The 17,884-nt window shown below is 51.9% G+C and carries 17 protein-coding genes and 1 pseudogene; 7 read left to right on the forward strand and 11 right to left on the reverse strand.

Annotated features, from left to right (window positions below):
* Positions 1–3: 3 nt before the first annotated feature.
* Genes AC0TOY_RS15910 through AC0TOY_RS15925 form a run of 4 tightly spaced genes read left to right on the forward strand, consistent with a single transcriptional unit; the run spans position 4 to position 2,579 of the window.
* Positions 4–381, forward strand: coding sequence for a DUF1330 domain-containing protein (locus tag AC0TOY_RS15910; protein ID WP_024908513.1), 378 nt, complete (start codon positions 4–6; stop codon positions 379–381).
* Between the two features lie 37 nt (positions 382–418).
* A complete protein-coding gene (locus AC0TOY_RS15915; RefSeq protein WP_032645337.1) occupies positions 419–1,015 on the forward strand; it encodes an NAD(P)H-dependent oxidoreductase in 597 nt (198 codons plus the stop codon).
* Positions 1,016–1,064: 49 nt separating this feature from the next.
* Positions 1,065–1,760 carry a putative quinol monooxygenase gene (locus AC0TOY_RS15920; protein ID WP_473722179.1) on the forward strand — a complete coding sequence of 232 codons (696 nt, stop codon included), beginning with the start codon at positions 1,065–1,067 and terminating at the stop codon, positions 1,758–1,760.
* A 15-nt stretch (positions 1,761–1,775) separates the two neighbouring features.
* Positions 1,776–2,579 (forward strand): carboxymuconolactone decarboxylase family protein, encoded by an 804-nt coding sequence (locus AC0TOY_RS15925; protein ID WP_473722118.1) that lies wholly within the window; start codon positions 1,776–1,778, stop codon positions 2,577–2,579.
* Positions 2,580–2,950: 371 nt separating this feature from the next.
* Here AC0TOY_RS15925 and AC0TOY_RS15930 read toward each other — a convergent pair whose 3' ends face one another.
* The 6 genes and pseudogenes from AC0TOY_RS15930 to AC0TOY_RS15955 all read right to left on the reverse strand — a co-directional run bounded on the left by AC0TOY_RS15930 (position 2,951) and on the right by AC0TOY_RS15955 (position 7,705).
* Positions 2,951–4,042, reverse strand: coding sequence for an HBL/NHE enterotoxin family protein (locus AC0TOY_RS15930; RefSeq protein ID WP_473722119.1), 1,092 nt, complete (start codon positions 4,040–4,042; stop codon positions 2,951–2,953).
* A gap of 35 nt (positions 4,043–4,077) precedes the next feature.
* Positions 4,078–4,965, reverse strand: a complete 888-nt coding sequence (locus AC0TOY_RS15935; protein WP_473722121.1) for a hypothetical protein — start codon at positions 4,963–4,965, stop codon at positions 4,078–4,080.
* Positions 4,966–5,068: 103 nt separating this feature from the next.
* Positions 5,069–6,211: an HBL/NHE enterotoxin family protein gene (locus tag AC0TOY_RS15940; RefSeq protein ID WP_048991623.1), complete on the reverse strand. Its 1,143-nt coding sequence runs from the start codon at positions 6,209–6,211 to the stop codon at positions 5,069–5,071.
* A gap of 245 nt (positions 6,212–6,456) precedes the next feature.
* Positions 6,457–6,726: a hypothetical protein gene (locus AC0TOY_RS15945; RefSeq protein ID WP_024908520.1), complete on the reverse strand. Its 270-nt coding sequence runs from the start codon at positions 6,724–6,726 to the stop codon at positions 6,457–6,459.
* A 557-nt stretch (positions 6,727–7,283) separates the two neighbouring features.
* Positions 7,284–7,361: pseudogene (locus tag AC0TOY_RS15950) on the reverse strand (recombinase family protein); the annotation flags it as partial.
* A gap of 17 nt (positions 7,362–7,378) precedes the next feature.
* On the reverse strand, positions 7,379–7,705 hold the full coding sequence (locus tag AC0TOY_RS15955; protein WP_248164608.1) for a Silver-binding protein: 327 nt from the start codon (positions 7,703–7,705) through the stop codon (positions 7,379–7,381).
* Between the two features lie 301 nt (positions 7,706–8,006).
* On the opposite strand from AC0TOY_RS15955, the gene AC0TOY_RS15960 reads away from it, so the two are divergent.
* Positions 8,007–8,468, forward strand: a complete 462-nt coding sequence (locus AC0TOY_RS15960; RefSeq protein WP_473722123.1) for a hypothetical protein — start codon at positions 8,007–8,009, stop codon at positions 8,466–8,468.
* Between the two features lie 42 nt (positions 8,469–8,510).
* Here the strand turns inward: AC0TOY_RS15960 and silA are convergent, their stop codons facing one another.
* The 4 genes from silA to AC0TOY_RS15980 are packed head-to-tail and all read right to left on the reverse strand — an operon-like array spanning position 8,511 to position 14,679.
* Positions 8,511–11,651: a Cu(+)/Ag(+) efflux RND transporter permease subunit SilA gene (gene silA, locus AC0TOY_RS15965; protein WP_473722124.1), complete on the reverse strand. Its 3,141-nt coding sequence runs from the start codon at positions 11,649–11,651 to the stop codon at positions 8,511–8,513.
* 10 nt (positions 11,652–11,661) lie between these two features.
* On the reverse strand, positions 11,662–12,912 hold the full coding sequence (locus AC0TOY_RS15970) for an efflux RND transporter periplasmic adaptor subunit (RefSeq protein WP_473722125.1): 1,251 nt from the start codon (positions 12,910–12,912) through the stop codon (positions 11,662–11,664).
* Between the two features lie 11 nt (positions 12,913–12,923).
* The gene (gene cusF, locus AC0TOY_RS15975; RefSeq protein WP_024908525.1) at positions 12,924–13,265 is read right to left on the reverse strand and encodes a cation efflux system protein CusF; all 342 of its coding nucleotides are present in this window, start codon (positions 13,263–13,265) and stop codon (positions 12,924–12,926) included.
* Positions 13,266–13,293: 28 nt separating this feature from the next.
* Positions 13,294–14,679, reverse strand: a complete 1,386-nt coding sequence (locus AC0TOY_RS15980) for an efflux transporter outer membrane subunit (protein WP_420278287.1) — start codon at positions 14,677–14,679, stop codon at positions 13,294–13,296.
* 162 nt (positions 14,680–14,841) lie between these two features.
* Here AC0TOY_RS15980 and AC0TOY_RS15985 point away from each other — a divergent pair, with 162 nt between their 5' ends.
* On the forward strand, positions 14,842–15,525 hold the full coding sequence (locus tag AC0TOY_RS15985) for a copper/silver response regulator transcription factor (RefSeq protein ID WP_023311824.1): 684 nt from the start codon (positions 14,842–14,844) through the stop codon (positions 15,523–15,525).
* Positions 15,515–16,969, forward strand: a complete 1,455-nt coding sequence (locus AC0TOY_RS15990) for a Cu(+)/Ag(+) sensor histidine kinase (protein ID WP_473722127.1) — start codon at positions 15,515–15,517, stop codon at positions 16,967–16,969. The genes AC0TOY_RS15985 and AC0TOY_RS15990 overlap by 11 nt, the downstream gene beginning before the upstream one ends.
* Before the next feature lie 3 nt (positions 16,970–16,972).
* On the opposite strand, the gene AC0TOY_RS15995 is transcribed toward AC0TOY_RS15990, so the two are convergent.
* Complete coding sequence (locus AC0TOY_RS15995; protein ID WP_473722129.1) at positions 16,973–17,878, reverse strand: LysR family transcriptional regulator; 906 nt, start codon at positions 17,876–17,878, stop codon at positions 16,973–16,975.
* Positions 17,879–17,884: the final 6 nt, after the last annotated feature.

Consider the following 17,884-nt stretch of genomic DNA (forward strand, 5'->3'; position numbering starts at 1 on the left):
AGGATGACTTTTAAGACAGCGGTAGCCTTTCTGTTCGCGCTCTCTGGGCTATCTTCAGCACTGGCGGCAACGCCTGCTTATTATATCGCAGAGTTTCAGGCGACCGACCGTGAAGCGATAAAACCGTACAGCGCTCAGGTTGAGTCAACTTTCAGGCCCTTTGGTGGACGCTTCATCGTCAGAGGAGGTGAACCCGATATTAAAGAAGGGTTCGGAGCACAGGGCCGACTGGTTGTTATTAAGTTTGAGAGTCTCAAAAAAGCCCAGGACTGGTATAACTCGGCCGCGTACCAGAAGATCATTCCTATCCGACACCGTGCCGGTAATTCGCGAACCTATATCGTAGAAGGATTGCCGGAACTGGCTCCTGTTACACCATAGAGCTTTACTACCTTATTAAGACAAAGGAGGTTTTATGATGTGGTTACGTCAGCGCAGAGCAGCAGCATTGTTTTTGTTTGCATTTATCTTCCTCATGCCCGTCAGGCATGCACATAGTCGTGAAAAGACCGACATTAAAACGCTCGCTATCGTCTCTCACCCTTATCCAGAACGCTCAGTTCTGACAAAAGGGTTGCAGGAAGCCGCTGAGAGTCTGGAAGGCGTGACGGTTCGCAACCTTGAGACCTTGTATGGTTATGACACACGTCAGATTAACGGCGATGCAGAGCGAAAAATGATGGATGAGCACAGCCGTGTCGTTTTTATCTTCCCGACACACTGGTTCAATATTACGCCGATGATGAAGGCCTGGCTGAATGAAACCTGGGGAAGTGTCGGACCCGGTCTGTGGCAGGGAAAGGAGATGCTTGTTGTCAGTACGGCTGCGGGGGGCAGCTCCACTTACGGGCCGGACGGCAGGATCGGGGTATCGCTTGCGGATGTGTTTTTACCGATGAAGGCAAGCGCCCTGCACGCAGGTATGACGTGGCTTCCTCCCCTCGTCTTTGAGAGCGCCAGCAGCGATCGGTTACCTTCTTACCAACACCAACTTATAGAACGTCTTAAACAGTAATTTCAATAAAAGGATCATCGTGAAAAAGAGCCTTATTCTTTTAATTTGCATGCTAATAAGCAGCCCTGTCTTTGCAACAAAACCGGACGCGCCGAATAAGCCAGTGATGAATATCTTCGAGCTCGGCGTCAGGCCCGATCGGGACAACGACTTTGCAGACGTGGCCAGGCAGACGATTTCCGCTTCGGTTGATCATGAAGCAGGTACGCTGGCGATGTATGCCCTGCAACGCAGCGACAATCCAGGTCAGGCATTCATGGTCGAACTCTATGAAAACGAGAGTGCTTACCGCAAACATCTGAATGCCGAACCATACAAGGCATTCGCTGCCCGGGCACCTGACATTATCGATTGGAAAAATAAAATCACTCTGGAGCCCCAATTTCTGGGGGACAAACACATCATACCGAATGAGCGAACCATTAATAATCTGGTGATCGTCGAGGTAAAGCCTGAATTTCAGACCGAATTTAAAAACATCGTCATGCCTGAAATGGCTGAGTCACTCAAAGTAGAGAAAGGCGTGTTAGCCATGTATTCCGCTACAGACTCACAAACTCCGAACCGCTGGTATTTCTATGAGATTTACGCCAGTGAGGAAGCGTATCAACTGCACCGACAAACGCCACACTTCCGTGACTATCTCAGGCAAACGGCGCATATGAGCACCAGTAAGGACGCTATCCCGGTAAAACCGGTATTTCTTCGTAACAAAGGCGGAATCAAACAGGATCCGCACCGTTGACCAGTGAGGATTGACATGAAAAGCGTAATTGCAGCGGCGGCCATGTCGCTTGTTATTTCTGATTTTGCTAATGCTGAGGAAACAAGAGGTAAAGCTATGATGAAAATTGAACCTTCAGCGATTTCTGAAGCTGATATTCGTTCTGTCTCACCGGCTCTTGCGCGCTTTGGTCGAGAAGCTATTGCTGAAGATCTGTGGACACGCGATGCCCTCTCGCCCAGGGATCGTAGTATGGTGACCGTCTCCATGCTAATTGCCAGAAACCAGCCTGGCGACCTTAAGCACTATATAGACATTGCCCTTGATAATGGCGTTACGCCAGCGGAATTGTCAGAAATCATTACCCATCTGGCGTTCTACTCAGGTTGGCCAAATGCCATGTCAGCCGTCAGCGTGACCAAAGCAGTATTTGAAACTCGTGGCGTCACGGCAGATGCACTTCCTGAATCTTCTCCGGACCTGCTTCCTCTCAATCAGGAAGCAGAAAAGCAGCGTTCAGAGACAGTGGAGAAAAATGTTGGCCCAATATCTCCGGGCCTGGTTAAATTCACTGCAGATCCACTGTTCCTGGATCTCTGGCAAAGACCCGCGCTGAAACCCCGCGACAGAAGCCTGATTACGGTCAGCGCGTTAATCGCATCCGGACAGAGCGCGCAGATTGGCTATCACCTCAATAGAGCAATGGATAATGGACTTTCTGTTGAGGAAGCTGGTGAGATCGTTACCCAGGCCGCCTTCTATGCTGGCTGGCCAAACGCATTTACCGCTGCTCCGGTTGTGGGAGAGGTGCTAAACAATCGATCATCGAGTAAAAGGTAACATTACTGAACACTAAAACCTGACACACATCACAAAATTAGAACGAACAGTTCATGAACCAACTGACGTGACATCGAGTGATTTATGGACAGCGTTTAACACAGTTATGAACCAAAACTGAGTTCATAACTGTGAGTTTGAATCGCCATTTGATTAATATCCATTTAAAACAGTTTGTTATACTGTTTCTGGTGCTGTCGTAAATTATGTATATTCCTCAAACCCAGAATAGTTAAATTATGTTGATTGTTAACTTACGCTGTTTTGTACCACTCACCTTCAGCCAACAGCGCTGACGCTATACCTGTTCTAAAAAGCCTCTCTGCCCGGCGGTTGCCGGGCAGCAGCAGCCAAATATTAATCTTCGCCTTTCATGCACTCGACTTCAGTTCATTTGCGGGAACAGTATTAAAAGGCAGCGGCCCTAACTGCATCACGCTTCCCGCCTGCTCGCCTAGCTGTTGCCACTGGCGTTTCATCGCGCTCAGCCTCAGTGCCAGATACCCTTTTGAACTCTGCTGCAGGTCGGCCAGCGTTTGCTGGTAGCTATCAGCAACGGTCTGCCATCCGTTGACCAGCAGCTTAGCGGCATCAATGGCAGACTGAGAAAGTCTTTCACTGGCCGTCAACTGGTTATAAACCGTGTCAAAAACAGCCACTTCCAATTCAAGCCCGACGAGATTGGTCAACGTTGTGCTGTACTCTTTTTGCGCTTTGACGATATCGGCAGAGCTTATGGTCATCGCCAGCGTTCCGCCCGCGACCAGGGTAATACCTGCAGCCAGAAGCGTTTGCGTTGCCCCACCGGTTTCGATAATTGTTGTGGCCGCAATGACAATCATGCCGATCCCTATAATGTCGCTCACCGCTCCCGCCGAAATCTGCACAATATCTGCATCCATCTGTTTATTCAGATCGTTTAGCTTCTGCCGAAGTGCCGATATTTCCCCTTTATCACCGGTAATTTGCGTCTGCACGATTTCTTTAGCCTCTTTAAATGTGCTCTGACTGCTGTTGATCCCATTCACATAAACCTGGACGTTATCGACAAACACCCCCGTGGAAGTGACGTTTTTCTGAGCAAGAAAAAGCAGCTGCTGGATGCCCTGCTGGATATAAGGAAGTTGGCTTTTATCCCCCATGTCATATTTTTGTGCCGCCGGAAGAAGTGCATCGACATAAGCCCCCACCTGATTCGAAAAATTACGCACATTCACCAGAGAAGAAATGGCCGCCGGATTAATCGAGGACAACCATTCCTGCGCCTGATCGCGCGCAATAGCCTGCTGTGCAGGAAGATCAGGTAAAATATCTAAATGAATGTTGGGTTGACATAATACAGTGCTCGCATAAGTCTGTTGAGCAATCGATGAAGCACCAATGCCCTGAATACCTGTCATTAAGGTATTGGTTGATGATGATTCAGTATCATTTTTCACAGCTGCAATGGCTTGCATGATCATAATGAAAACCTCAAAGTCGTTAATTGGTTTTTGCCTTACTGCAATTGCTCAACGGTGCACATCACTTCCTGCCAGTTCGCCTGCACGGTATTAACCGAGACGATAAGAAAATCCGCAGTCACCTGTTGTTGGGTGACCTCCGACAGCTCGGCCGTCACGGTTTGCCAACCATATTGAAGAGATTGTGTCAGGCCAAACAAAATAGCGGTTCCTTTGGTCAATGCGTTCAGTGCATCACTGGTGGCGCCGAGCTGTCCTATTTCCTGATAAAGCCTCTCCGTTTCCTGTTGCGCCTGTCCAATCGCCCGCTCTGTGCTTTGCACATAGCCTGTTAATTCCATAATGGCGGCGCCAATCCCAAGAGTAAAAATGCCGATGATAATTTCCATCCTCTTTTTACTTTCAAGCTCAGCATTCAGCGCATTCAGCTGAGCGTTAAGAGCCTCTAATCTTGCCCGATCGGCAGCTAATAACTGTTGCGCCTTTTGCTGATCGGCTAGCAAGTTCCTTGAGTCCGACGTAATGTCATTATTAAAGGAAATAACAACTTCATTGAAATTATTCAGAGAGGCGGATAGCGGCGCGCTGTCGGAGAGTAATTGCTTAATCTGCCCCTGAGCTTTTATGAGATATCCCTGTCCGTCAGGACCATTTAATTCAGAACGGATGTTAGAAACCGTAGAATCCAGCTCGTCTCCAAACCTGATAACCTCGGAATACAACGAATCCATTTTCACCACAATGTCAGACAGATAATAATTCGCATGATTGTGGACGGAGACAATATTTTCATTCAGGTCGGAGATCTGCGGATCGTTAATGGGCGGAAGCTGTTCTAATTGTTGTGCGACCTGCTTCATCTGTTGACGCACATTTTGTTGAGCCGCTAATGCCTGAGTAAAGCTGACTTTTAATGCTGGCATACTCTGAACCTTAGACATGGGTCTTTTATTGGCATCATCGTGAAACGATGCGTCCGGTTTTCTGTTAAAACAATCAGACCCTCACGGGCCTGATTGATGAACGCTATGCAGCAGCCAGCCGTGCAAACGTCGCCGTTGGATTAGGTAACAGGATCCCACCGCTGGTAACCGAAGCGTTGCTGACCGGTAAAGAACCATAATCCAGGAGTTTACGGGCATGATTGCCAACGTCATCCCAGTCCGCTTTCGCCGCATTGAGTTGCGCGATCAGGAAATAACCTAAATCGGGGGTCGCGCTGGTCAGCGCCGACTGGAAGACAATAAAGTCCTGTTCTAGCGTCTGCCAACCTGCCAGTAAAGAACCCGCGGCCTGAACCGCAGCAGATGCCTGGCCTGAAAGATTCTGAACAATCGTATTCACGTTTTTGGTGGCAGAATACTGTTGTTGTAGTTTTGTTCTGGTCGTAATGGCCGTGCTGAGCGCGCTGGTTTGCTTGGCATAGTCAACTCCCCCAGCAATGGCAACACCAGCACCGGCTCCAACGACCACCAATCCACCGACAATCAGTGCGGTACTGACGCCTGCGGTCGCAATTTCCGCCAGTGCCCCCACGGCAATCATTAATCCCCCTACCACTGCGGCGGTTGAACCCGCTGCAATCATAGTCAAGTCTTTACTCATGGCGGAATTAATAGCGTCGATTTGTTTCCCCAGTGCGGCAATTTGCCCGTCTTTACCGGCTAATGCCGCCTCTGCCGTCGAAAAATCACTGGCGAAATTGCGGGCATCTTCGGCAAGCGTGGTCTGGAACCCCCCCACTGAATTAACCACGGTATGCGTAGCGGTTTGTTTTTGAGCGACCAACGCCTGAAGTTGCTGAACACCCAGTTTAAAAGTATTAATTGATGCTGTGTCCGAAGGGTTTTGCTGTATTTTTACCGCCAGCTTAACCAAAGGATCATAATAGGAATCAAAATTGTTAGAGAAGCTCACAATATCCGTATTGGTTGAGATCATTTGCGGCTGTATGACATCACGCCAGGATGTGGCATGGTCTCTGGCCTTTGCCTGATGTTCCGGTAGATCGGGTAATATATCAGGCAGAGAGAGATCGGCCTGTGTTAAAATGGTGCCTACATAGTTTTGAATAATCACAGCTGCCGTGGTTGAGGCATCAGCACTCGCTTTCATGTTATTACTGTTAATCGACGGATTAGTGCCGGCCTGTAGAATATGATTTAGCATTATTAAATACCCTTTCTGTTACTAAGATCGCAGTGAACTCTTAGAACTCAGTTAAATATAAAACATATTGACCGTGGCTAATCAGGTCATTTCATACCAAGGAAATCGTGTTTTAAGCTCACGACTTCTTTCAATAAGTGGATCAAAGCAAAGCCAAGTTAATAAAAAGCACTTATTTACGAAAAGACCGTCAAAGCCTGGAATGTTTTCCTAAATCACGCATTGACACAGTATTGATTGAAAGTTCAGATTCGGGTGATCCCGACAATATGCGGAGCCCCCTGCAAAGGCTGGAAGATTTCAACAATAGACTCCCACACCACTAAAGCAGGCGGAATTGAAGCAAGGCACTTGAAACGATAATTTGTCCCGGCCACTAACTGCGTTGAGACGGCCTGCGGCTCATACGTTACACCAACAAATCCCGCCATGGCTTCTTTAAATACCTGCCAATCTTTTTCGGTCAACGTATGATAAGCCGTCCAGCCACCAACAATAGTCTCTTGATTCGACATGATATTGCCTCGATATTAGTCATCCTACTCATTTGGCTTTTCGGAGTTCGCCCCATCTATTTTGAAATGGTTTCTGGAATCCATTTATTTTCATACATATTTGTAAAGAAAAAACCACCAGCTTCAATCTGGCAGAAGCTGCTTGTGATATATTTTATATTTTAGCCAGTGCAATAACTGGCAATCAGAACGTTCTTAAATATGAGTGGTGCAATCACTTCCCGCAACTGACTTTAATAATACGGAATTTCATTTTACTGCACCATGGGTTACATGGTGTAATGTGCCACTTTATAGCATAAGTAAAGTATCAATGATGGTTTTTTCATCTTAATCCAGGGCAATACCTCAAGTGATTAATTATTATCAGAATAAACACCCCTCCCCCAGAAAAAGGCAAAGAAAAATCGCTTTTGTTTTAAATTAACAATTAAGCAATTGTTAATGGTTAGTTTATTTATTAATCAAAGCTTAATTGTATAAATATTTTAAATTTTGATTTGTAGGCCTTTTTTCGGCTGAAATAAAAAACCCGCTAAGTCATCTGCGGGTTTTCAAATTGCCGTGCCGCCCATTTTCGCGACCACATGCAGACGGTACACTTCAGCAGGATCGATGGAGGGTTTACGGCCTCGAGAGGCTAAGCAGCGGATTAATTCTCTGTCATCTGGCGACGATGTTGTTGCGCCTGCTGCTGATGGCTGACCGAAGACTGGCCGTTATTCGCCGTCTCGTGTGCAATCGCCGCTTTCTCGTGTTCATTCATCGCGGAAAACGACGTCGCTGTTTCGTTAGTACCGCATGGACGGGTTTTGATCATCTCCTTATGCATTTCCGCCATGCTCTGGCTCGAATCCGATGTGTTGCTTTGCATCATGTCATGGGGCAGTGCTGCCTGTTTGTTGCTGTTTGTCTCTGCCGCCCAGCTGGATGCAGAAACCGCCAGGAGGGCAATAACAGATAAAAGAGTCTTTTTCATAACGGTATCTCCGAAGTTAAAGCGCCCAACAGTTGGAGGCCTTCTTTATAATGAATTATAAAAACCGGCTACTGTTTATCGCATGACTGGCGAGTGACATTTCTGTCACTCTATGAGCTTATTCCCTACCCTATTCCGGCACTCAAGGAATGAGAGATACAAAACGTTGATTATTCAAATAATTAGAAATTTATCCCGTCGCCTGCAACACTGTAACGAGGTGGCTACCAGCATAAGCAATGCCTCCCCGACACAGCTGCAACAGCTAAAGACTCAGTTGGCTGAAGAAATGGGCAAACCTGTGGGTTTACACACCATGGGTATTCCGGCGGCAATCAGTACTCTCGGGGTGATTGTCAGTTTCGCTATTCCTCAGCTGTGGCTGGGGTATGGCGTACTCGCCGAACTCGACCTGCCAGCGGGACACGTATTCGTCTGGGTTGTCCTGATCGCCCTTCTGTTCGCTGGCCTTAACGGCGTGACGATGTTTATGATTGGCAAAGGCAGCATGCGCGCCGTGCGGTTACACCTTACGCTGGCGGTGATAAGCCTGGTATTAACGGCAGCCTATCTGCTGGTCGCGCTGAGCGGTAGCGCTGCTCCGGGCGTCAGTCTGACCGCGGCGCTAGTGAGTTCCGTCATGCTACTGCTTAGCGGCAGCTGTATCCTTTCCACTGCCTTCTATAAGATGCTGCTGTTTACTCTGCATAATCGTGCCTGGCGCAAGCTTCTCAGCCAGACGCGTGCTAAAACAGCGCGCTAAGCGTTCATCCCGTAAAAAAACCGCCATCACTGGCGGTTTATTTTATGGCTTTTTATGCCTGCGCAACCAAATTAACTTATACGCCGCAGGAATAATAAACAGCGATAGTAGCGGAGCCGTGATCATCCCGCCAATCATGGGCGCCGCTATCCGGCTCATGACTTCTGACCCGGCACCGGTACCCCACAGAATGGGCAGCAGACCGGCAATAATCACCGCGACGGTCATCGCCTTTGGCCGCACGCGCAGCACCGCGCCATGATAAAGAGCGTCATCTAGCCCCTGTTCGGTGAACGTTTCCCGATGGGATAACGCCGGGTGCGCTTCAATGGCATGACGCAAATACATCAGCATGACCACCCCAAATTCTGCCGCTACCCCGGCCAGAGCGATAAAACCGGTGCCGGTTGCCACAGACATATGGAAGCCCTGCCAGTAGAGGAACCATATTCCTCCGACCAGTGCGAACGGCAAGCTCATCAGGATCAGCAACGCTTCATCCACGCGACGGAACGCCAGATACAGCAGAATGAAGATGATCATCACCGTCATCGGCACCATCAGCTTCAGTTTCTTGTTGGCGTGTTCGAGCAGTTCAAACTGTCCGGAGAATGAGACGCTGGTACCCGGTCTCAGCTTTACGTTCTGACTGATAGCCGTTTTAATGTCGTTCACCACCGACACCATATCCCTGCCGCGGGCATCGATATAAATCCAGCTCGCAGGTCGGGCATTCTCCGTTTTTAGCATCGTGGGGCCGGAAACCACGTTGATATCCGCCACATCGCCCAGCGTGATCTGCTGTTTCATCGGCGTGAGGAGAGGCATCTGCTTCAACGCGCTCGGGCTGTTTCGGTAGTCCTGAGGATAGCGAATATTAATCGGGTATCGGGCGACGCCTTCCACCGTTTCACCCACCGTCGTCCCGCCGATGGCCGAAGCGACGAACAGCTGCACATCACCCACCGTCATCCCGTAGCGGGAGGCTTTTTCCCGGTTGATATCAACATCAATGTAGCGCCCGCCCTCCAGACGTTCAGCCAGGGCAGACACCACGCCCGGCACCGTTTTGGCTACCGCCTCAATGCTCTGCGCCGTGGCGTCAATATCCGACAGAACGGTACCTGACACTTTGATACCGATGGGGCTTTTGATCCCGGTCGAAAGCATGTCTATCCGGTTACGAATGGGCGGAACCCAGAGGTTCGCCAGGCCAGGCAAACGAACGGTCTTGTCTAGCTCATCAACGATCTTGTCAATGGTCATGCCGGGCCGCCACTGATCCTCAGGCTTGAGCTGAATAGTGGTCTCCACCATTTCGAGCGGAGCGGAATCCGTTGCCGTTTCGGCCTTGCCGGTTTTGCCAAACACCGAGGCCACTTCAGGTACGGTTTTGATGAGCTTGTCCGTTGTCTGTAACAGCGCGGCAGCTTCAGCCGGAGAGACGCCCGGCAATGTTGACGGCATATACAGCAGGTCACCTTCATTTATCTTTGGCAGGAACTCGCCGCCCACCTGGCTCAGGGGCCAGATCACCGTGAAGATGGATAAGGCCGCAGCCAGCAGGGTTGTTTTAGGCCAGTGGAGCACACGAATCAGTAGCGGATGATAGGCTTTAATCAGTAGCCTGTTCAACGGGTTACTGGTCTCTGCAGGGATTTTACCCCGGATCCAGAATCCCATCAGGATGGGGATAACAATGATGGCCAGCGCGGCCGCGCCCGCCATGGCGTACGTTTTCGTGAAGGCCAGCGGACCAAACAGCCGTCCTTCCTGACCCTCAAGGGTAAAGATAGGAATGAAGGACAAGGTGATGATCAGCAGGCTGATAAACAGCGCGGGGCCAACCTCGACAGAGGCGTTGGTGATCACCTTCCAGCGCGTGGCGTTATCAATCTGCTCTCCCGGATGCTGGTGATTCCACTCTTCCAGCCGTTTGTGCGCGTTTTCAATCATCACGATAGCGGCATCCACCATCGCGCCGACGGCAATGGCAATGCCTCCCAGCGACATGATATTGGCGTTCAGCCCCTGGAAATGCATGACGATAAAGGCAATACACAGGCCAAGCGGCAGAGAGATAATCGCCACCAGCGCCGAGCGAACGTGCCACAGGAACAGGGCGCAGACGATGGCCACCACGATAAACTCTTCGAGCAGCTTGGAACTCAGGTTGTCGATTGCCCGATCGATGAGCTGGCTGCGATCGTAGGTAGTCACAATCTCAACCCCTTCCGGCAGGCTGGCCTTCAGCGTCTCCAGTTTATCTTTCACCGCCGTAATGATCTCGCGCGCGTTTTTACCCGAACGCAGGATCACCACGCCGCCCGCCACTTCACCCTGCCCGTTCAGCTCGGCAATACCGCGCCGCATTTCCGGCCCCGTTTGTACGCGGGCAACATCACGAAGGTAAATCGGTACCCCGTTCTCGCCGGTTTTCAGGACGATGTTATTGAAATCGTCCATCGTCTGCAGATAGCCGCTGGCCCGGACCATATACTCCGCTTCCGCCATTTCAACTGACGATCCCCCTGCCTCCTGGTTAGACGACTCAAGGGCCTGCTTAACCTCCGGCAGACTAATGCCGTACTGAGCCAGTTTTAACGGATTGACCTGGATCTGATACTGCTTCACCACGCCGCCGACGGAGGCCACTTCAGCCACGTTCGGGATCGTTTTCAGTTCAAATTTCAGGAACCAGTCCTGCAACGAGCGTAACTCGGCGAGATCGTGTTTTCCGCTGCGATCCACCAGCGCATACTCAAATATCCAGCCCACGCCCGTGGCATCAGGGCCTATTTCTGAGCTCACACCGGCAGGCAGTTTGCCCTGAACCTGGTTCAGATACTCCAGCACGCGCGAACGGGCCCAGTACAAATCGGTACCGTCTTCAAAAATGACATAGACATACGAATCACCAAACTGCGAAAAACCGCGCACGGTCTTTGCGCCGGGAACCGACAGCATGGTGGTGGTGAGTGGATAGGTGACCTGGTTTTCAACAATCTGCGGAGCCTGGCCGGGATAGCTGGTTTTGATAATCACCTGAACGTCAGACAGATCGGGTAAGGCATCGACCGGGGTGTTGATGATGGTCCATGTCCCCCAGACGCTGAGGAAGAGCGCCCCCATCATGACCAGGAAACGGTTGGCGACTGACCGCCGGATAATCCATTCAATCATCATCGTCTCCTTAATGGCCAGAATGCGCGCCGTCAGCCGTTTCAGCGTGACGCATGCGCTCCAGCGCGCCGGTAATATTGGCCTCCGAGTCAATCAGGAACAGACCGCTGACCACTACCGACTCTCCCTCTTCCAGTCCGCTACCAATGCCGGACTGCTGCTGAGCTTCATGCAGAACGTGGATCCTTTTCGGCACAAAATTCCCGTCCGCATCAACCGTAATAACGCGCTGTTCTTTGCCGGTATCGATTACGGCCTGGGAGGGGATCAGCACCATTTCCTGGCTTTGGGTATTTAGCTTCAGGTACGCATTCATGCCCGGTTTCAGCAGTTCATCCTTATTGGAGACCTGCAGGCGCACCTGCAGCGTACGGGTGGTTTGATCCACGCTCGGCAGAAGACTCCACTTTTCAACCGGGAAGGATTTATCCGGATAAGCCGGTATGGAAACAGCAAACTGCGAGGTATCTTTCAGCAGATAAGCGATGGATTCAGGTACTGCCGCGCCGATCCAGACCGGATCCATTCCCTGAATTTGCGCCACCACCTTATCTTTGGAAATATTCATCCCGGTACGCAGGTCAAAGGCCGTGATCACCCCGTCGATAGGCGCCTTGATGGTAAACCGGGTCTGGATCGTTCGGGTCGCACGCATCCTCTGAATATCGTCATCCGGCATTCCGGCCAGGCGAAGACGCTCCAGCACACCTTTTATTTGCGTTGGCGTTCCACCGGTGCCGGATAGCAGCAGAAACTCGCTCTGCGCTTCGACCCAGTCCGGAATGGTAATATCAATCAGCGGCGTGCCTTTCTTCACCTTATCGCCCGTCGTCAGGGGATACACTTTCTCCACGAACCCTTCCGCGCGCGCCTGTACAATGACAAATTGATAGTCGTTATAGCTGACGTTGGCCGGGATCGTCTGGGCATAATTCAGCGTTCCGCGCGTTACCTTTTGCGTTTTTAATCCCAGGTTCTGAACCTGTGTCGGGTCAATACGTATTCCGGTGTCGCTTTTATCGTCATTTTCATCCGCATATTTCGGCACCAGATCCATATCCATAAACGGCGATTTACCGGGCTTATCGAATTTAACGTCGGGCTTCATCGGGTCATACCAGAAAAGCACCTTTCTTTCAGAAACGCTGTTTTCTGTTTTTTCAGACGAATGAAAAGCCTGCCATGCCGTCACGGATATCAGCCCTCCCGCAATCAGGCTGCTGACTATCATGGCAGCATATTTTATTTTTAATGAGGCCATGCCGTATCTCGCTATTTAATGCTCTTCAGTAAAGAGATATTGCCCTGCTGAACAAACGAAAAATCAACGTGACTGCCGACCTTTAAGGCGTTGATGCTCTCATCGGCCTGAATAAAGGTGAAACGCATGGTCATCGCGGGCCAGCCAATCGCCGGGATGGCCTCATGAGAAATCGTGACTTTTTTATTCGTGAGATCAATGTCCTTCACGATACCGGTCCCGGTGATGAGCTGCTCTGAGCTCCCTTCGCTGGCAGCACTCATCCCCTCGTGCTGATGAACTTCAGCCTGGAGGCCAGCAGAAAACACAATAGAGATCGCACCGAATACAACAGCCTTAAGTGAATTGCGCATGTTTATTTTCCTGTTTAATTAAATAACGTTATTCGACCCAACCGCCGCCGAGCGCGGTGAAAAGATTAATTTCATTAACCTGCCGGGCATAAATAAGGTCGAGAATATTTTGCTGCGTGGAGAAAAGAGAACGTTCCGCATCAAGCACTTCGATATAGCTGACCGCACCGCTGGAATATAACCCTCTGGCCCGCTGCAGGGTGATGCGTAGCGAATCAAGATACCGCTGTTGCGCAGCAAGCTGCTGGTTAATGCTGTCCCGCAGCGCGAGCGCGTCGGCAACCTGTTTGAAGGCGGACTGAATTTTTTGTTCGTAATTAACAACCGACTGCTGCTGGCGAATTTCAGCCAGCTTCAGGTTGGCCTTATTCCTGCCCGCATTGAAAATGGGAATTTCGATTTTAGGAATAAAATTCCACATCCCGCTCCCTGACGTGAACAGGCTGGATAATTCCGTACTACCTGTGGAAAGCCCGCTGGTTAGTGATATGGACGGGAAAAAGGCGGCACGCGCGGCGCCAATATTCGCATCGGCCGCTTTAAGCTGGTATTCCGCCTCCATAATATCCGGGCGCTGTAACAGTATCGCTGAGGAAAGATGGGGAGGCAGTTTTACCGGCGCGACATCGCCGGCATTCATGCCGCTGTCGCCCGGGAGCGCGCGATACGTGCCGAGGACCAGCTGCAGGGCATTATTGGCCTGCGCCAGCTCTCCCTCTCGTTTGGCAATATCTGCCTGCGTGCTTTCGATCTGTCCCCGGGCCTGTTCCAGCGCCAGGACGTTCGTACTGCCCGTCACCAGCTGCTGCTCAACGAACGCATAAGACTGCTGGTAATTTGTCAGCGTTTCCCGCGCAATACGCAGCTGTTTATACGCCAGCTGCTGATTGAAATAGCTCTGGGAAACGTTAGAGACGAGCAGGATATGCACCGCGCGACGGGCCTCTTCGCTGGCGAAATAGTTTTGTCGGTCAGCCTCGCTCATGTTCCTCAGCTTGCCGAAGAAGTCGAGTTCATAGCTAAGCGCAAGGCCCGCGTCGTACTGCTGCGTGGTGGGTTTGTCACTTTTAAGCCCGCCGCTGTACGTGATACCCGAAGAGGCATTCAGCTGAGGATAACGGTCTGCATCCGTCACGTTGAACTGCGCCCGCGCCTCTTCAACCTTCAGGGCGGCCATTTTTACATCGCGATTGTTATTCAGGGCTTCCGTAATCAGCCCCGCTACCTGCGGGTCGGCAAAAAAGGTGCGCCAGCCGGTGTCCTGATAACCCGCCACCGCGGGCGTCAGGCCGTTGCGCGAGAGTGAAAATTGCTGAGGTACCGGTGACGCCGGGCGCTGGTACTCAGGGGCCAGCGAGACGCAGCCTGCCAGGATAAATACCGTACTGATGCTAAGTCGTTTTAACAGGAACATAACGGTCCAGATGAAGTCCAGAGTATTTTTAGGGCTACTCTACGGAACACATCCTGTTTGACGGGTGACAGGATAATGACAATGTTGTCATTTTTAACGTAAGTCATTGTGAACGGTCGCGGGCGCCATAGAATGTCATCAGCAGCCATTCTGGGGAGCACGATGAAAATACTGATCGTCGAAGACGAAATGAAAACCGGTGAGTACCTGAGTAAGGGGCTGACTGAAGCGGGGTTTGTCGTAGACCACGCGGATAATGGCCTGAACGGCTACCATCTCGCCATGACCGCTGAATACGATCTGCTGATTCTGGATATCATGCTGCCCGATGTGAACGGCTGGGACATTGTCCGTATGCTCCGCTCTGCGGGCAAAGGGATGCCCATTCTGTTACTTACGGCTCTCGGTACGATTGAACATCGGGTTAAAGGGCTGGAGCTGGGCGCGGATGATTATCTGATTAAGCCTTTCGCCTTTGCCGAGCTGCTCGCCAGGGTAAGGACGCTGTTAAGACGCGGAAATACGGTGATCGCGGAAAGCCAGCTTCAGGTGGCTGACCTGACGGTTGACCTCGTGTCGAGAAAGGTCAGCCGGGCCGGAAGTCGCATCCTGTTAACCAGCAAAGAGTTCAGCCTGCTGGAGTTTTTCATGCGCCATCAGGGGGAAGTGCTTCCCCGCTCCCTGATTGCCTCCCAGGTGTGGGACATGAATTTTGACAGCGACACAAACGCGATTGACGTGGCGGTAAAGCGGCTGCGCGCGAAAATCGATAACGATTTTGAACCGAAGCTGATCCAGACGGTGCGCGGCGTGGGCTATATGCTGGAGGTGCCGGATGCACGTTAAGCTTCCCCGGCGCCCCTTTTCTCTTGCCCTGCGGCTGACCTTTCTTATCAGTCTCTCCACTATACTGGCCTTTTTCGCCTTTACCTGGTTTATGCTCCATTCCGTTGAAAAGCATTTCGCCGAGCAGGATGTCAGCGATCTGCAGCAAATCAGCACTGCGATGCACCGCATACTGCAATCACCGGCCGATCCCGATCAAAAGAAAATCAGCAAGATTAAAGAGTCGATCGCCAGCTACCGCAACGTGGCCGTCCTGCTTCTGGATCCGCAGGGCAATACCCTGTTCAGCTCGGCGCAAGGGGCGGCTTTGCGCCCGGCAATGAACACGGCGAACTTTAGCGAACACCGTCGCGCACAGGATGTGTTTCTCTGGACGGTAGAAGACCCGGCCAACCCCATGCACGCCGGGTCCGACATGAAAATGGAAACCTACCGGATTATCGCCTCTTCAGGCACGGCGACGCTGCAGGGAAAAACCCAGGACTACGTCATGCTGATCGGGCTCTCCATTAATTTTCATCTCCACTATCTTGAGGCGCTGAAAAAGAATCTCCTGGCGATTGCGGCGGTTATCAGCCTGCTGATTATCCTTGTCATTCGCATCGCGGTGCGCCAGGGACATTTGCCTCTGCGTAACGTCAGCAACGCCATAAAAAACATCACCTCTGAAAATCTGGATGCACGACTGGAGCCGTCCCGCGTACCCGTTGAGCTGGAGCAGCTGGTCATCTCCTTCAACCAGATGATCGAAAAGATTGAAGATGTCTTTACCCGTCAGGCTAACTTTTCCGCCGACATCGCGCACGAAATCAGAACCCCCATCACCAACCTGGTGACGCAAACGGAAATCGCGCTGAGTCAGAACCGCACTCCGAAGGAGCTGGAGGATGTGTTGTACTCCAGCCTGGAAGAGTACAACCGGATGACCCGCATGGTCAGCGACATGCTTTTCCTGGCGCAGGCGGATAACAATCAGCTCATCCCTGACCGGGTGATGTTTGATTTAAGCGCCGAGGTCATGAAAGTCTTCGATTTCTTCGAAGCCTGGGCGGAAGAACGCCACATCGCGCTGAAGTTTAACGGGATGCCCTGCCTGATAGAAGGCGATCCGCAGATGTTCAGAAGGGCCATCAATAATCTGTTATCTAACGCCCTGCGCTATACGCCAGCGGGCAAAACGGTGACGGTCTCACTGCGAAAACAGGATAACGACGTTGAGCTGGTGACAGAAAACCCCGGCACGCCGATCCCGCCGGCGCATCTGCCGAAGCTGTTTGACCGTTTTTATCGCGTCGATCCGTCCAGGCAGCGTAAAGGCGAAGGCAGCGGCATTGGGCTTGCCATCGTGAAGTCCATCGTCACCGCACATCAGGGAAAAGTCCGCGTGGAATCGGATGCGGTGTCGACGCGCTTCATCCTCACCGTGCCGGGGAAAGTGCTCTGAGCGTCAGCAAACCGCGCGGCACACCTCAAGGACCTTTTCCCTGAGCCAGCGATGCGCCGGGTCCCGTTCCATGCGCGGATGCCACATCTGGGATACCGTAATAGTGCGGGTCTTAAAGGGCAGTTCAAAGACGTGCACGCGCTCGGTCATCGCCTGATTGAGCAGGTATAACGCTGGCACCATGGCAATCAGATCGGAGGCCAGCGCCACGGATAACGCCGTCGGAAAACCGGGCACCACGCTGGCGACCTTGCGCTTCATCCCGCGCTCCGCCAGCGCCTCATCGGCAAACCCGTGCAGCGATCCGTCCGGCGAGGCCACCACATGCCCCCAGGCGACATAGTCACTCAGGCTGACCTCCGGCTGCTCTGACAGCGGATGCCCCTTGCGCACCGTGCCAACAAACCGATCCTGGAAAAGCCTTTGCAGCCGTATTTCTGGCCCCATGTTGCCCTGCACGCCAATCTCCAGATCGACAAGTCCCTCCCGCAAGTAGCGCGACGTTTTTTCCGGTTTCGGTGAGAAGCGGATGCACACCCCGGGCGCAACGCTCGCCACCGCAGCAATGAGCAGAGGCCCAAACGCCACCACAAAACCGTCGTTGGCCCGGATGGTGAACAGCCGTTCGAGGTTTTCCACCTTCAGCGCGTCGGTGGAGGGCTGCAGCACCGCCCTCGCCTCGTGCACGGCGCTTCTGGCGCGGTCCCGGGTGGCTTCGGCCCAGGGCGTCAGCACCATATGACGACCAGCCCGCACCAGGATCGGATCGCCGGTCACCTCCCGCAACCGGCTCAGGGTGCGGCTCATGGCGGAGGTGCTCAGGTTCAAACGTCGCGCCGCGCCCGCCACGCTGGCTTCTGCCAGCAAAACATCGAGCGCAACCAGAAGGTTAAAATCAGGATCGGACACGATGGC

It is taken from the genome of Enterobacter sp. PL_is379 (assembly GCF_055817355.1).

Coding starts and splice junctions, on each gene's coding strand:
- AC0TOY_RS15910 (WP_024908513.1), top strand. CDS start 4: ATGACTTTTAAGACAGCGGTAGCCTTTCTGTTCGCGCTCTCTGGGCTA.
- AC0TOY_RS15915 (WP_032645337.1), top strand. CDS start 419: ATGTGGTTACGTCAGCGCAGAGCAGCAGCATTGTTTTTGTTTGCATTT.
- AC0TOY_RS15920 (WP_473722179.1), top strand. CDS start 1,065: ATGCTAATAAGCAGCCCTGTCTTTGCAACAAAACCGGACGCGCCGAAT.
- AC0TOY_RS15925 (WP_473722118.1), top strand. CDS start 1,776: ATGAAAAGCGTAATTGCAGCGGCGGCCATGTCGCTTGTTATTTCTGAT.
- AC0TOY_RS15930 (WP_473722119.1), bottom strand. CDS start 4,042: ATGATCATGCAAGCCATTGCAGCTGTGAAAAATGATACTGAATCATCA.
- AC0TOY_RS15935 (WP_473722121.1), bottom strand. CDS start 4,965: ATGCCAGCATTAAAAGTCAGCTTTACTCAGGCATTAGCGGCTCAACAA.
- AC0TOY_RS15940 (WP_048991623.1), bottom strand. CDS start 6,211: ATGCTAAATCATATTCTACAGGCCGGCACTAATCCGTCGATTAACAGT.
- AC0TOY_RS15945 (WP_024908520.1), bottom strand. CDS start 6,726: ATGTCGAATCAAGAGACTATTGTTGGTGGCTGGACGGCTTATCATACG.
- AC0TOY_RS15955 (WP_248164608.1), bottom strand. CDS start 7,705: ATGAAAAAGACTCTTTTATCTGTTATTGCCCTCCTGGCGGTTTCTGCA.
- silA (WP_473722124.1), bottom strand. CDS start 11,651: ATGATTGAATGGATTATCCGGCGGTCAGTCGCCAACCGTTTCCTGGTC.
- AC0TOY_RS15970 (WP_473722125.1), bottom strand. CDS start 12,912: ATGGCCTCATTAAAAATAAAATATGCTGCCATGATAGTCAGCAGCCTG.
- cusF (WP_024908525.1), bottom strand. CDS start 13,265: ATGCGCAATTCACTTAAGGCTGTTGTATTCGGTGCGATCTCTATTGTG.
- AC0TOY_RS15980 (WP_420278287.1), bottom strand. CDS start 14,679: ATGTTCCTGTTAAAACGACTTAGCATCAGTACGGTATTTATCCTGGCA.
- AC0TOY_RS15985 (WP_023311824.1), top strand. CDS start 14,842: ATGAAAATACTGATCGTCGAAGACGAAATGAAAACCGGTGAGTACCTG.
- AC0TOY_RS15990 (WP_473722127.1), top strand. CDS start 15,515: ATGCACGTTAAGCTTCCCCGGCGCCCCTTTTCTCTTGCCCTGCGGCTG.